Annotated in this window: 10 protein-coding genes; 2 read left to right on the top strand and 8 right to left on the bottom strand. The window is 48.0% G+C overall.

Annotated features, from left to right (window positions below):
* Positions 1 to 47: 47 nt before the first annotated feature.
* From ACO6VG_RS00585 to ACO6VG_RS00555, 7 genes are all read right to left on the bottom strand, one after another.
* Complete coding sequence (locus ACO6VG_RS00585; RefSeq protein ID WP_422472221.1) at positions 48 to 1895, bottom strand: hypothetical protein; 1848 nt, start codon at positions 1893 to 1895, stop codon at positions 48 to 50.
* Between the two features lie 85 nt (positions 1896 to 1980).
* Positions 1981 to 2496, bottom strand: coding sequence for a hypothetical protein (locus ACO6VG_RS00580; RefSeq protein WP_422472219.1), 516 nt, complete (start codon positions 2494 to 2496; stop codon positions 1981 to 1983).
* 168 nt (positions 2497 to 2664) lie between these two features.
* Positions 2665 to 2976, bottom strand: coding sequence for a CcdB family protein (locus ACO6VG_RS00575; RefSeq protein ID WP_422413279.1), 312 nt, complete (start codon positions 2974 to 2976; stop codon positions 2665 to 2667).
* Positions 2977 to 3198 carry a type II toxin-antitoxin system CcdA family antitoxin gene (locus ACO6VG_RS00570; protein WP_422135106.1) on the bottom strand — a complete coding sequence of 74 codons (222 nt, stop codon included), beginning with the start codon at positions 3196 to 3198 and terminating at the stop codon, positions 2977 to 2979.
* Positions 3199 to 3364: 166 nt separating this feature from the next.
* The gene (locus ACO6VG_RS00565; protein ID WP_422472217.1) at positions 3365 to 6463 is read right to left on the bottom strand and encodes a hypothetical protein; all 3099 of its coding nucleotides are present in this window, start codon (positions 6461 to 6463) and stop codon (positions 3365 to 3367) included.
* Positions 6464 to 6588: 125 nt separating this feature from the next.
* On the bottom strand, positions 6589 to 9732 hold the full coding sequence (locus ACO6VG_RS00560) for a hypothetical protein (protein WP_422135104.1): 3144 nt from the start codon (positions 9730 to 9732) through the stop codon (positions 6589 to 6591).
* A gap of 238 nt (positions 9733 to 9970) precedes the next feature.
* Positions 9971 to 10192 (bottom strand): hypothetical protein, encoded by a 222-nt coding sequence (locus ACO6VG_RS00555; protein WP_422135103.1) that lies wholly within the window; start codon positions 10190 to 10192, stop codon positions 9971 to 9973.
* 119 nt (positions 10193 to 10311) lie between these two features.
* On the opposite strand from ACO6VG_RS00555, the gene ACO6VG_RS00550 reads away from it, so the two are divergent.
* A complete protein-coding gene (locus ACO6VG_RS00550) occupies positions 10312 to 10734 on the top strand; it encodes a hypothetical protein (RefSeq protein ID WP_422472215.1) in 423 nt (140 codons plus the stop codon).
* A 501-nt stretch (positions 10735 to 11235) separates the two neighbouring features.
* Here the strand turns inward: ACO6VG_RS00550 and ACO6VG_RS00545 are convergent.
* Positions 11236 to 14292, bottom strand: a complete 3057-nt coding sequence (locus ACO6VG_RS00545) for a hypothetical protein (protein ID WP_422472213.1) — start codon at positions 14290 to 14292, stop codon at positions 11236 to 11238.
* Between the two features lie 77 nt (positions 14293 to 14369).
* On the opposite strand from ACO6VG_RS00545, the gene ACO6VG_RS00540 reads away from it, so the two are divergent.
* Complete coding sequence (locus ACO6VG_RS00540; protein WP_422472212.1) at positions 14370 to 14597, top strand: hypothetical protein; 228 nt, start codon at positions 14370 to 14372, stop codon at positions 14595 to 14597.
* Positions 14598 to 14657: the final 60 nt, after the last annotated feature.

Genomic DNA, 14657 nt, shown 5'->3' with positions numbered 1-14657 from the left:
AGATCAAAGGATTTTGTCAGTCTTTTCCTGCTGGTTTGTCCTGAGCATCAAGCTTGGTTATTTTCTTTGGCACCAGCATTTCCCGTTCTTTCGGGAAGCCATCGTTGGTAAAGTAGGGACGCTTCTCGCTGACCACGACAATACCTCGCTGTTTCAGTACTGTCTGGGCTTCCTCCGAAAACAGCGTTTCCTGCGTCAAGGTGCCCGTATTCATCCGTATACCTTCGCTCTTCAGCCGTTTTCTGGTAGAAAGGATGCGTTTCCCTTTGCTTCCATAGTTTTTCAACCCATTGGATATAATCCGCCACGGAAAAATCATCAATAACTTTCTTGCCGTCGGGGTAATAGCAGTCCAGCGTTCGTTTAACTCTATACAGAGTCTCCAAGTCCAGGTCAGTATAATGAAAGAGGGCTAGTAAGCGGGTCCTGATAATTTCGAGGGGGTGAGAGTGTAAACAGACATCATAGAGTACCTCTTTCATGCATTTCTGAAGTTGCTTTTGAGTTTGAGCCCGACAGATTCGGTGAAATTCAACGACGCTGCCCGGGCAATGGATTAAAGATATTCTGCGCAGATGTTTCAGGGTCAGACAATCAAATGGAGCAAAGGCAGCCACCATATAATTCATTGTGCTCGCTGGTATGACCGTTTGCATGTCATCCGCCATGGCGTGAATGCTTGAAATAGCACTCCCCAGTCTTGCCCCGCTTTGCAGAAGCAGCTGAAGTAAGTGACAAGCTTCTCTCTCCTGTTCGGTTTGCTCCTCCCCAGACCCTTCGTTTCTGGACCTTTCGGAAACCAGCAAGATGTCGAGTAAAGATCGAACCTTTCCTTCGTAAAAAAAATCCAGATGAATTGGCAAGCCACTTTCTTTTAATTTCAAAAGCCCCTCATAATTGTAAGAACGAGGATGACTCACCAGCTTGATGGCTTGTTGCATTTTGTGCACCAGGTTAGGTGGGACGCTTAATTCCGAACTCAGTGCCTCTGCCCGCAAAGACATTGGCAGCAGATTTAACAGGGCTCTGAAATGTTCCGGGGCTATGCCCTGTGAAAATGCAAAATCATTAAGAGACTGCTCATTCCTGGCCAATTGTTTACTGTCCAGCTCATCATCAAAACAGACCTCGACAGAACCTGTGTGATGGCAATAAACAGTCAGAGGCAAGGATTTAAGCTTTAATTCCTTTTCACACTGACGCTTGTCCTGCAGGACATCAGCAATATTCATCCCTGCATCCTTGTATACACAGAAGCATTTGATGTCTTCTTTGCCGTAGCTGCTGAGCACCAGTTCCGGGTAATCAAGTGAGTGGGCGACATCGTCAGGCTTCAATTTGGGTAAACTGAACGTCCCGTCGGCTAGCAGATGCCCCGAGGTGAAACGGTGAGGATAAGTTCTCCAGAAGACCTGATCACCATGCTCAACAAGTCTAGCGAGCAACGATTGCAGATCAGGCAGTAATTTCACTCTCAGAGTATCCGGAGTTACGTCAGACTCCGCCAGCAGCCGTCTCGTGGATGCGTTACGTTTATAGAGATACAGGCATTGCGGATCAACAATGCCTACCATCCATTTACCATACCTTTGTGGTACGGGCCCGGTGGGCATGATCCCCTCAGGCAGGGCGAGGGTAAAGGGTCTTGGTACTCCTATACCCGAAAAGTAATTGTCTTCTTTAGTTAATTCAATTCGCCGGAACGCCAGAAGCCCACTCTCAGCGGCCCACAGTAGCTCTTGTCGCTCTGATTCCCTGGGGTGGCAGGGTAGCCGCTTGCGGGTTGATTCGCAGACTGTCCACTGGCCGGAGGCAGTTACCGACTGGGTGTCATAATTTGCTTGAGAAGGAGTGCATTGGCTGGCAAAGACACCCGTTCCCTGGGCAACATTCATTGAAATACTCCAAACTTGCCATTCACTCTTTAAACCAGTGGTTGTCAAAAGGCAATCCACTGGATTTTGTTGTTGGGTGGCGTAGTTATTTCTGAACGTGGTTTACGATGATGGCGAGAGTTTTTTCTATTTTGTCAAAACGTTCGTCGTGCTGGTCAAAACGTTTGTCGTGCTGGTCAAAACGTTTGTCGAGCTGGTCAAAACGTTCGTCGTGCTGGTCAAGACGTTTGTCGAGCTGGTCAAAACGTTCGTCGTGCTGGTCAAGACGTTTGTCGAGCTGGTCAAAACGTTCGTCGTGCTGGTCAAGACGTTTGTCGAGCTGGTCAAAACGTTCGTCGTGCTGGTCAAGACGTTTGTCGAGCTGGTCAAAACGTTTGTCATGCTGGTCAAAACGTTTGTCGTGCTGATCAAAACGTTTGCGGTTCTCAGACTGGTAAGCCTCGATCTTGCGGTCTTGCCGCTCAAACATGAGCCGGGTCTCTCGCTGGTTTTCGAGCACAATCTTCTGTGTTTCCCCAGTAATCTCGATGAGCCGGTGTACAGCGTTATCCAGCGATTCAAAATGGGATTCAAGTCTCTCTACACGAAGTTCCAGTGACATACTGCGTACCATTATCATTTGTTGAAGCAGCAGTCAGCATAGCAGACATTGAGAGGGGGGGGCCGGACAGATATGAAAACACTCAGCGGGCTGCTGCTGATCCTGTCAGCCTTATACATGGTGCTTATGGGGATAGATTATTTCTATCCCCAGTTTTTGCTGTCAGTGTTAGCCGATGCCTGTGAACAGGCGGTCTATGGCAGAAATAATATCACTACGCTGCTCCTGCATACTGGCCACTTTTTTGCCGATGAAGTGATTGGGAATAGATGCCAGCTGCGGAATAACCAGCATCCATTCTTCATCGTCCACAACAGTTTGGGGGCATACCTGCAATGCTTTTTTGTAACGGTGACTGCGGCTTAGAGGAGCAACAACCGATTGGTCGTCGAACTGAATTAAACTCGACTGAAGCACTACAACATAAGGATACTTGTCTGCATTATCGGCGGTGTTCAAACACACATCGAACTGTGTCATTTAGAATGTCCTCATGCCATCACTGAACAAACCATCTTCTTTGATGACTTGTTCAATTTCTTCCATGGCTTCCTTGTAAAGTTTCTTCAAACGCTCTTCCTCCAAACTTCTGACTTCAGCCTTAACGCCTTGTTCGGCGGCAGAAGAAATATTAATGTTCAGCTCACGAGCCTTCTCTAACACCTCGTCATCAATGGTCACTGTGGTTTTACTTTTGCTCATGCTAATACCTACTTATTCAGTGTTTTGGTTAGTATAACAGGTGTATATCAGAACTGTTTCCCATACTTCCCAACCGCTTCAGCAGACAGCTTGCTCATTGGAGTAACTGTCTGGTAAAAAGTTTCACCAGGGGGCCACCGCCCGAAGATGAATTTCAATAGAGGGATCAAAGGATTGTACATGCGCGCCCCGCTGGCGGATTCTGCTGAGCATTAAGCTTTGGCACCAGTATTTCCGGTTCTCTCGGGAAACCCTCGTTGCTGAAGTAGGGACGCTTCTCGCTGACCACGGTAATACCACGCTTTTTCAGCACTTTTCGGGCTTTCTCGGAAGCCAGTGTTTTTTGAGTCAAGGTGCCCAGATTCATTCGTATCCCTTCGCTCTTGAGCCGCTGTATCTCTTTCTTCAACGCCTGTTGTGTTGCCGGACTCAGCAGCGACGGGTCATGTTCGTACTGCATCTTTTCCAGTAGCGTCATTCCGGCTGGAATCTCAACCTGTCCCAGATCATGCCAGCTGTTGTGAATACCACGAATGATCCCTTTTTTCTGATTAGCTTTGCAGGCTTTGTGGCTGGGATCTGAACAGACAATAATGCCAGCTTCCTGTGCCATTTTGCGTCGGACATTGTCGTCAATAAACTGGTTCATTCTCTGCAAAGGCTCGGTTGTCCATTCAAAGTTTTCAGAGATATTGGAGCCACTGTCGTTCAGGCCATAGACTTTGGTGTAGTTTTTTCTGCGATAATCCTGAAGATGCCCGGTTACCCGCGCCAGATCAGCCGCACCGTGCATGGCAGCTTCCAGATGACGTTGGAATTCACTCTTGTTGCCAGGCTCGGAGCTGAACTCTTTAGTCAGCTGCGCTGGTAAGTCAAGACGTGTAGCGTCAAAACCCGGAGGTCGAGTCACTGTTAAACCGGGAAAATAGGGCGCAACCCCAAAACAACGGATAACGTCCATTCGATCCGCAAAGCGCAATATGCGCAGATACCAGCGCACAGGGTCAGGCAGGTTCTGTTCATCTTTACCATTGACATCGTTTTCTTTGCTGATCATCGCCATTGCCATATCAGCCAGCAGCTGTTCAGGGTAATGCCCGGTCAGATCCCGTTTGAAGTACTCGGCTGACCTTGTTTCTTCCGCTGATTTGTCAACATCTTCGGCAGCTGCATCATGGTAGATAATTGCTAGAGACAGGAGTTCTTTTTCTTCTTTGCTCAGGGAACACTGCTGAAATTTCTTCAGCAATTCCATATACCAGTGCCCATTATTTCTGGCTCGCAGGACATGACTGCAACTGTGCAGGGGTTTCCACACTGCTGGCATGGTCTGTCTGCCCAGACTCTGGATCACCCGCTCCGGTCCCGGACGGCGGTAATAATGCTGCAATACCTTCAGGATGGTTTTTTCATTGTCGCCGACATTATCTGGCAGGACCGGCGGCTTGCTGAAGGCTTCTACCACAAACTGTAATGCCGCTGGTGCCGTGGCCGCCATGGGTGTTGTCGATGTACCAGAATCGCCCAGACCGAGCGATTGTTTCAGATTCTCTATGTCCCGATGAGCCTGTTGAACATGCTCTGGCCAATTCTGGTACAAAGCATGTGTTTCTCGCTGATCCCATAGTTTTTCAAGCCAGTTGATATAATCATCCTGAGAAATACCCGCAATGACTCTATTACCTTTGGGATATTCCTTCTGCACATAGGATTCAAAAGATTTCAGAACGTTTTTGTCCAGAGAAGCTCCGAAGTGAAACAGGGCCAGCAAGAAAGACTGGATGGTGTCGAGAGAAGGGAGAATACGATCATTCAGATATTGCCGTAATAACTGTTCCAGAGTGTCCTGGCGTTGCGGTTGGCTTAGCCCCCGGCAAATACGGTCAAATTCAATAACGGCTCCCGGACAGGCGGTCAAGGAGACCCTCCTGAGATGAAGCAGAGTCAGGAATTGAAATGGTCTAAAGGCAACCAGCATACAATTCATTATGCCCGGTGGCATTGTAAAAGAGAGAGAGTCGTCCATCCGGTAAATGAAGCTCAAGCACCACTTTTTCGGCAGACTTGCCCCACTTTGCAAAATCAGCCGAAACATTCGATAGGCTGTTTCCTCCTGTTTCTGAGTTTGCTCCTGATCAGTCTTTTCGTTTCTGAACATTTCCTGAGTCAGGAGCATTTCAAGCAAAGATTGAAAACGTCCTTTATGAAAAAAAGGCTGGTGAATGGGTAAGCCACCCTGTTTTAATTTCAGAAGCCCCTCGTAACTATAACAACGAGGATTTTGCACCAGCGTGATCGCCTGTTGCAATTTGTGCTCGGCATCTGGTGAGACGGTTAATTCCAGACTCAGTGCCTTTGTCCGCAAAGACATTGGCAGCAGATTCAACATGTCTCTGAAATTTTCCGGCGCTATGCCCTGTGAAATCGCAAAATAATCCAGAAAATCCTCATTCCTGGCCAGGTGTTTATTATCCAGCTCATCATCAAAATAGACCTGAACAGAGCCTGTGCGGCAGCAGTAAACAACCAGAGGCAGGGGGTCAAGTTCCAATTCCTTTTCACACAGACGCTTGTCACGCAGAATCTCGGCAATACTTGTCTGTGCTTCGTTGTATGCACAGAAGCATTTTATGTCTTCTTTGCCATATTGGGTGAGCACCAGTTCCGGGTAGTCGAGTAAAGGGGTGACATTGCCGATTTTCAATTTTGGTAAACTGAACGTTCCATCCTCTTGCAGATGTCCCGAGGTGAAACGATGAGGATAAGCTCTCCAGAGGACTTGATGGCCATGCTCAAGACGTCTAAGAAGTGATGATTGCAGATCAGGCAGTAGTTTTGCTCGCAGCGTTTCCGGAGTGGCGCTTGAATCTATCAGCAAACGTGAAGTAGCTGCATCATATTTATAGGCATACAGGCATTTTGGATCAACAATGCCTACCATCGATTCACCAAAATCCGTTTTTTGCATGGGCCTGGTGGGCATCATTCCCCCCGGCAGGGCGAGAGTGAAAGGCCTTGGTGCCCCCTTACCCGAAAAGTATTCTTTTTCTTCATACAAATCAATTCGCCGGAGCGCCAGGCGTCCAGTCTCTGCGGCCCGCAGTAGCTCTTGTCGCTCAGACTCCCTGGAAGGAGCGGGTAGCAGCCTTCTGGTCGATTCGCAGACTGTCCATTGGCCAGAGGCCGTTACCGACTGGGTGTCAGACTTTGATTGTGTGGGAGGGTAAAGGTTTGCAGTGGTTCCCGTTCCCTGGGCAACATTCATGGTAATACTCCTGTAAAACTTATTACTTACCTGCTTTCCTGTGGGGCTACCTTTTTTTGGAGTCACTGGCTGGCAAAAAGTTCCAACTGGCTGGCAAAAAGTTCCACTTTGACTTCATAGCGAGATCAAAGGACTGAGCACGTCCACCCTTCTGGCGCATTTTGCTGGGCATCAAGCTTTGCTATCTTCTCAGGCACCAGCATTTCCCGTTCTTTCGGGAAACCTTGGTTGGTAAAGTAGGGACGCTTCTCGCTGACCACTGCAATACCTCGCTGTTCCAGCACCTTTCGGGCTTCCTCCGAAGCCAGCGTGGTTTGCGTCAAGGTGCCAGGATTCATCCGAATACCTTCGCTCCTCAGCCGTTGCACCTCTTTCGCTAATGCTTTTTGTGTTGCCGGGCTCAGCAGTGACGGGTCATGTTCGTACTGCATCTTTTCCAGCAGCGTCATTCCGGCAGGAATCGTCACCTGCCTGAGATCATACCAGCTGTTATGAATACCACGAGTGATCCCTTTTTTCTGATCCGCCTTGCAGGCTTTGTGGCTGGGGTCTGAGCAGACAATAATGCCGGCCTGCTGAGCCATTTTGCGGCGGACATTGTCGTCAATAAACTGATTCATTCTCTGCACTGGTTCAGTTGTCCATTCAAAGTTTTCAGAGATCTTTGAACCATCGCTATTCAGACCGTAGACCCGGGTGTAGCTTTTTTTGCGCCGATCTTGAAGCTGCCCGGTTACTCGCGCCAGATCAGCCGCACCGTGCATGGCGGCTTCGAGATGACGCTGGAATTCAGTCTTGTTGTCAGGCTCGGCGGTAAAATCTCGAGTCAGCTGCGCTGGCAGGTCAAGACGTGTAGCGTCAAAACCCAGGGTTCGAGTCACCGTTAATCCGGGAAAATCAGCCCCAATCCCACGGCAACGGATAAAGTCCATTCGATCTGCAAAGCGTAATATGCGCAGATACCAGCGCACAGAGTCAGGCAGGTTCTGTTCATCCTTACCCTCGACATCGTTTTCCTTGCTGACCATTGCCAGCACTATATTCTCCAGCAGCTGTTTGGGGTAGTGCCCGGTCAGGTCCCGTTTGAAGTACTCGGCTGACTTTGTTTCTTCCACTGATTTGTCAACATCTTCGGCAGCAGCGTCATGGTAGATAATCGCCAGAGACAGGAGTTCTTTTTCTTCTTTGCCCAGAGAACACTGCTGAAATTTCTTCAGCAATTCCATATACCAGTGCCCATTATTCCTGGCTCGCAGGACATGACTGCAACTGTGCAGGGGTTTCCACACTGCTGGCATGGTCTGTCTGCCAAGGCTCCGGACCACCCGTTCCGGTCCCGGACGGCGGTAATAATGCAGCAATACCTTCAGAATGGTTTTTTCATTATCGCCGACAGTATCTGGCAGGACCGGCGGCTTGCTGAAGGCGTCCACCACAAACTTTAATGCCGCCGGTGCCTGAGCTGACAATGCTGTTGCCGATGGGCCTGAATCGACCTGATCGAGAGATTGTTGCAGGTCCCTGATGTCCCGTTCAGCCTGCCGGACATGCTCCGGCCAATTCTGGTACAAAGAATGTGTTGCTCGTTGATCCCACAGTTTTTTAAGCCATGTGATGTAATCATCCGCAGAAAAATCAGCAATAACTTTCTTACCTTCAGGATATTCCTTACGCAAATAGGATTGAAAAGATTTCAGAAAGTTTTTGTTCAGGGAAGCTCCGAAGGAAAACAGGGCTAGCAACTGAGACTCGACGGTGTCGAGAGTGGGACGGTAACAATCGTTCAAATGTTGCCGCAATATCTGTTCCAGAGCGTCCTGCCGTTGCTGTTGACTAAGCCCCTGGCAAATGCGGTCAAATTCAACAAGGGCTCCCGGACAGGTGGACAAAGCGATCTTCCTGAGATGGAGCAGAGTCAGGAATTGAATGGGTCTAAAGGCAACCAGCATACAATTCATTATGCCCGGTGGCATTATGTAAGAGAGAAAGCTGTCCATTCGGTAAATGAAATACAGGCACCACTTTTTCGGCAAACTTGCCCCACTTTGCAAAATCAGCCGAAACATTCGGTAGGCTGTTTCTTCCTGTTGCTGAGATTGCTCCTGAGCAGAGTTTTCGTTTCTGATCATTTCCAGAACAGTGTTTTCGTTTCTGATCATTTCCTGAGTCAGGAGCATTTCAAGCAAAGATTCAAAATCTCCTTCCTGAAAAAAAGGCTGGTGAATTGCCAAGCCACTCTGTTTTAATTTCAGAAGCTCCTCGTAACTGTAAAAACGAGGATTACTGACCAGTTTGATGGCCTGTTGTAACTTTTGCCTGGCATCTGCAGAGACGGTTAATTCCGAACTCAGTGCCTCTGTCCGCAAAGACATTGGCAGAAGATTCAACATGGCTCTGAAATTTTCCGGGGCTATGCCCTGTGAAATCGCAAAATAATCCAGAGAATCTTCATTCCTGGCCAGGTGTTTATTGTTCAGCTCATCATCAAAATAAACCTCAACAGAACCTGTGCGATAGCAATATATAACCAGAGGCAGGGGGGATTTAATCTTCAATACCTTTTCACACTGACGCTTGTCCCCCAGGATCTCGGCAATATTTATCTGTGCATCTTTGTATGCACAGAAGCATTTGATGTCTTTTTTGTCATATTGGGTGAGCACCAGTTCCGGGTAGTCGAGTAAAGGGGTGTCATTGTCGGATTTCAATTTTGGTAAACTGAACGTTCCATCCTCTTGCAGATGTCCTGAGGTAAAACGATGAGGATAAACTCTCCAGATGACCTGATTGCCATGCTCAAGACGTCTATTGAGCGATGATTGCAGATCAGGCAATAGTTTTGCACGCAGTGTTTCCGGAGTGACGCCGGGCTCTATCAGCACACGTCCAGTAGATGCATCATATTTATAGACATACAGGCATTGTGGATCAACAATGCCTACCATCCATTTACCAAAATCTGCTTTTGGCATGGGCCTAGTGGGCATCATTCCCCCCGGCAGGGCGATTGTGAAGGGCCTTGGTGCCCTCTGACCCGAGAAGTAATCGTTTTCTATATTCAATCTGATTCGCCGAAACGCCAGGCGTCCAGTCTCTGCGGCTCGCAGTAGGTCTTGTCGCTCAGACTCCCTGGAAGGAGCGGGCAGCAGCCTGCTGGTGGATTCGCAGACTGTCCATTGGCCAGAGGTCGTTACCGACTGGGTGTCAGACTTTGATTGCGTGGGAGGGTAAAGGTTTGCAGAGGTTCTCGTTTCGTGAGTAACATTCATTGGAAATCTCCAAAATTAATATTTACCACTTTCGTAAAGGTGATTTCTGCGCTTTTAGAGTGACTGGCTGGAAAAAAGTTCCATGATCGAGGGGGGAGAGTATGAATTCACATAGTACCTCTTTAATGAATTGTTGTTGTTGCTCTTGACTGGGTTTCCGGGTGGATGGTCAATCAAATTTATGGTTGTCCTTGTTTCTTCTTCTTTTGCTTTTCTGAAGTAATTGTTTGGTATCAGGTTATTTTAATTTTTTCATAATTTCTTCACAAATAGGAAAAATTGTTTTAAATAATTCCTCGTTATCCTTCCCTGCTTTGTCTGGGTGTATTCTTAATAACAGCTTTTTATATTTTTTCCTGAACTCATCTCTGCTTGGTATTCCTTGTATTTTAAAATCGGATAAGTTGGGGTCAATTAATAGACGATTGTACCTCTCAAGTAACTGAGCTCTGTCACTCATTTCAACAGATTCATAAGTTTTGTATGAGTTATCTGACCTTGACGAACGGCTATCAGATTCAGTGTCCGAGTAAGACTCTGAGTAATAACTGTGATGGGATTCGGGACGAGTTTCTCTTGATGAACGACTATCAGTCTCAGAAGAGTAAGACTCTGAGTAATGACTGTGATCGGATCCGGGACGAGTTTCTCTTGATGAACGACTATCAGCCTCAGAAGAGTAAGACTCTGAGTAATGACTGTGATCGGATCCGGGACGAGTTTCTCTTGATGAACGACTATCAGCCTCAGAAGAGTAAGACTCTGAGTAATGACTGTGATCGGATCCGGGACGAGTTTCTCTTGATGAACGACTATCAGCCTCAGAAGAGTAAGACTCTGAGTAATGACTGTGATCGGATCCATAAAGAGTTTTTCTTGACGAATGGCTATCAGCCTCAGAGTCCGACTCTGAGCAATGACTGTGATCAGATCCGTAAGGAGTTTTTCCAGACGAATGGCTTTCAGCCTCAGAATCCGACTCTGACCAGTGAGTGTGTTTAGATCCGTAACGAGTTTTTTTTGACGGAGGGCTATCAGCCTCAGAGTCAGACTCTGAGCAATAACTGCGATCAGATCCATAACGAGTTTTTGATGACGAAGAGCTTTCAGTCTCAGAGTGAGACGCTGACCAATGACTGCTATCAGATCCGTAACGAGTTTTTGTTGACGAAAGACTATCAGTTTCGGAACTCGATGAGATTATTCTTTCAGAAACTTTTGTCTGTTTTTGATGTCTTCCATACTTTTTTGGTATTTCCTTTTTTTTCTCCCTATTGTTAGATTCATCTTCACTTAACCGGAATGAGCGGCGTATACCGGCTTTGCTGCCAACACTATTCAAGTTGAACTCCTGTTTATTAAATCAACCGGACAGGCTCATTGCGAATGGCCTCAATAGTTAGAGTGATTATCTGGGAAAAAGTTCCGGCAAGGTCCTATTGCCTGGTCATGGACTTCATAGCGAGATCAAAGGATTGTTCATGCCAACCTGCTGGCGTGTTCTCAATCAAGCTTGGCTATCTTTTTTGGCACCAGCATTTTCCGTTTTCTCGGGAAGCCATCGTTGTTAAAGTAAGGACGCTTCTCGCTGACCACAACAATACCCCGCTCCCTCAGCACTTTTTGGGCTTCCTCCGAATACAGCGTTTCCTGGGTCAAGGTGCCCGGGTTCATCCGTATACCTTCGCTCTTCAGTCGCTGCACCTCTTGTGCCATGGCCTGTTGTGTTGTCTGGCTGAGCAGCGAAGGGTCATGTTCGTACTGCATCTTTTCCAGCAGCGTCATTCCGGCCGGAAGCTTTACCTGCCCCAGATCATACCAGCTGTTATGAATACCATAAGTGATCCCTTTGTTCTGATCCGCCTTGCAGGCTTGGTGGTTGGGGTCTGAACAGACAATAATCCCGGCCGCCTGAGCGATTTTGCGCCGGACATTGTCGTCAATAAACTGGTCCATTCTCCGCACTGGCTCAGTTGTCCATTCAAAGTTTTCAGAGATCTTTGCGCCATTGTCGTCCAGACCGTAGACTTGGGTGTAGTTTTTTTTGCGCTGATCCAGAAGTTGCCCGGTTATCCGCGCCAGATCAGCCGCACCATGCATGGCGGCTTCCAGATGTCGTTGGAATTTACTCTTGTTGCAAGACCAGGAGCTAAACTCACTGGTTAGATGTGATGGTAAGTCAAGACGTGTAGCGTCAAAACCCAGAGGTCGAGTCACCGTTAATCTGGGAAAATCAGCACCAACCCCGCAACCACGGATAACATCCATTCGATCTGCAAAACGCAATATTCGCAGATACCAGCGCACAGCGTCAGGCAGGTTCTGCTCCTCTTTACCCTTAACATCGTTTTCTTTGCTGACTATCGCCTTTGCCATATCAGCCAGCAGCTTTTCAGGGTAGTGTCCGGCCAGGTCCCGTTTGAAATAATCAGCTGAGCTTGATTCTTCCACTGATTTGTCGACATCTTCGGCAGCCGCATCATGGTAGATAATCGCCAGCGACAGGAGTTCTTTTTCGTCCGGGCGCAAGGAGCACTGCTGAAATTTCTCCAGCAATTCCATATACCAGAGCCCATTATTTCTGGCCCGCAGGACATGACTGCAACTGTGCAGTGGTTTCCACACGGTTGGCATGGTTTGCATGCCAAGGCTCTGGATCACCCGTTCCGGTCCCGGACGGCGGTAATAATGTTGCAATACCTTCAGGATGGTTTTTTCATTATCGCCGACAAGATCAGGCAGGACTGGCGCTCTGCTGAAGGCGTCCACCACAAACTTTAATGCTGCTGGTGTTTCGGTTGCCAATGGTGTTGCCAGATTGTGAGAATCGTCCAGACCGAGAGATTGTCTCAGATCTTTGATGTCCTGCTGAGCCTGCCGGACATGCTTTGGCCAATTCTGGTAGAAAGGATATGTTTCCCGTTGCTCCCATAGTTTTTTGACCCATTTGACATAATCAGCCACGGAAAAATCATCAATGATATTTTCATCTTCTTCGCAATACCTATCGAGATAGGATTCAAGACTATCCAGAACGTTTTTGTCTACGGAAATCTGGTAATGAAACAGGGCCAATAAGCTGAGCTGAATATGTTTGAGGGTTATATTCCAGAGAGTTACCACATATTTTAATACCCTTCTCAGGCAATCCTGCTGCTGCCGTTTACTGAGACCGCGACAGATACGGTCAAATTCAACGACGCTTCCCGGACAGCCGGTCAAAGGGTACCACTTGAGATGTTCCAGAGTCAGGAACTCAAATGGAGCAGAGGTAGCCACAAAACAATCGAATATTCCAGCCGGGATTACAGGTACGCGGGGACCATCCATGTTCTTAATGCGATAAAAATACTCCTCCAGCCTCGCACCGCTGCGCAGAAGCAACTGACATAAGCGCCGGGCTTCGTCCTCCTGTTTCAGGGTCTGCTCGTGTTCTGGCTGGTCGTTTCTGAACACTTCGGAATCCAGCAGCATGCCAAGTAAAGATTGAACTTTTCCTTTATGAAAAAAACACTGGTGAATTGGCAAGCCACTTTGTTTTAACTCCAGAAGCTTCTCATAACTGTAAACAAAGGGATCACTTACCAGCTCGATGGCCTGTTGTTGTTTGTGTATGACATCCGGATCAACTGAGACGGTTGATTCCGAACTCAGTGCCTTTGCCCGCAAAGACATTGGCAGCAGATTCAAGATGTCTCTGAAATGATCTGGAGCCAAGCCCTGTGAAAACGCTAAATCATCCAGAGATCGCTCATTCCTGGTCAGATATGGACTGTCCAGCTCATCAGCAAAATAGACCTGTACAGAACCTGTGCGGTGGCAATAAACAACCAGAGGCAAAGGTCCGATCTTCAATACCTTTTCACACTGGTGCTTGTCCTTCAGGATGTCGGAAATATTTATCTGTGCATCCTTATATACGCAAAAGCATTTGATGTCTTTTTTACTGTATTTGTTGAGCAACAGTTCCGGGAAGTCAAATAAGCGGGTGCCATCGTCGAGTTTCAATTTTGGTAAACTGAATGTCCCATCCGCTTGCAGATGGCCTGAGGTGAAACGATGAGGGTAAATTTTCCAAATGACCTGATTGCAACGCTCAAGACGTACATCGAGCAATGATTGCAGGTGAGGTAGTAGTTTTATTAACAGTTGTTCCGGAGATTTGCCGTACTGGAGGTATCTGGTCTCTGCATCACGTTTATAGACATACAGGCATTCTGGATCAACAATGCCTACCATACATTGACCGAACCCTTCTGGCATGGCCTCATTGGGCATCATTTCCCCCGGCAGGGCGAGGGTGAAGGGTCTTGGTGCCCCCTGAACTGAAAAGTAATTGTCTTCTTCAGTCAATTTAATTCGCCGAAACGCCAGGCGTCCACTTTCAGCGGCCAGCAGTAGCTTATGTCGCTCAGACTCCCCGGAAGGATCGGGCAGCAGCCTGCTGGTGGATTCGCAGACTGTCCATTGGCCAGAGGCCGTTACCGACTGGGTGTCAGACTTTGATTGCGGGGGAGGATACAGGCTTGCAAAGGTCCCTGTTCCCTGGGCAACATCCATGGTAATACTCCTGTAAAATAAATTACTTAACCATTTCCATGATGGTGTCGTAAAACTCTCTCCAGCGTGGGAACGAGTTGACTCCTGTCATTCCCGGCTTCATTCTCGTCATTCCCGGCTTCATTCTCGTCATTCCCGCGAAGGCGGGAATCCAAACTGAATCACCACCGGAACCATACTGCCTGCTGCCCCCCTGGCCTTGTCATCCCCGAGAAGGCAGAGATTCACCGTTGGCGCTGGATTCCCGCCTTCGCGGGAATGACGACTTCAGAGCATGGGAACGAGCTGTTGGAGTTTTGCGGTAGCCTCCCATACGGGGGTCTCCCTTTTGTTAGAGTCACCGGTTGGCGAAAAGTTCCATCAGG

It is taken from the genome of Endozoicomonas sp. ALB032, from assembly GCF_049310125.1.
Lineage (GTDB): Bacteria > Pseudomonadota > Gammaproteobacteria > Pseudomonadales > Endozoicomonadaceae > Endozoicomonas_A.
Note: the sequence above shows the minus strand (reverse complement) of the source record. Positions and strands in the feature narration are given on the sequence as shown.

Excerpts from the sequence above, each read along its gene's own strand:
- ACO6VG_RS00585 (WP_422472221.1), bottom strand. The coding sequence starts at position 1,895 with ATGAATGTTGCCCAGGGAACGGGTGTCTTTGCCAGCCAATGCACTCCT.
- ACO6VG_RS00580 (WP_422472219.1), bottom strand. The coding sequence starts at position 2,496 with ATGTCACTGGAACTTCGTGTAGAGAGACTTGAATCCCATTTTGAATCG.
- ACO6VG_RS00575 (WP_422413279.1), bottom strand. The coding sequence starts at position 2,976 with ATGACACAGTTCGATGTGTGTTTGAACACCGCCGATAATGCAGACAAG.
- ACO6VG_RS00570 (WP_422135106.1), bottom strand. The coding sequence starts at position 3,198 with ATGAGCAAAAGTAAAACCACAGTGACCATTGATGACGAGGTGTTAGAG.
- ACO6VG_RS00565 (WP_422472217.1), bottom strand. The coding sequence starts at position 6,463 with ATGAATGTTGCCCAGGGAACGGGAACCACTGCAAACCTTTACCCTCCC.
- ACO6VG_RS00560 (WP_422135104.1), bottom strand. The coding sequence starts at position 9,732 with ATGAATGTTACTCACGAAACGAGAACCTCTGCAAACCTTTACCCTCCC.
- ACO6VG_RS00555 (WP_422135103.1), bottom strand. The coding sequence starts at position 10,192 with ATGAGTGACAGAGCTCAGTTACTTGAGAGGTACAATCGTCTATTAATT.
- ACO6VG_RS00550 (WP_422472215.1), top strand. The coding sequence starts at position 10,312 with ATGAACGACTATCAGTCTCAGAAGAGTAAGACTCTGAGTAATGACTGT.
- ACO6VG_RS00545 (WP_422472213.1), bottom strand. The coding sequence starts at position 14,292 with ATGGATGTTGCCCAGGGAACAGGGACCTTTGCAAGCCTGTATCCTCCC.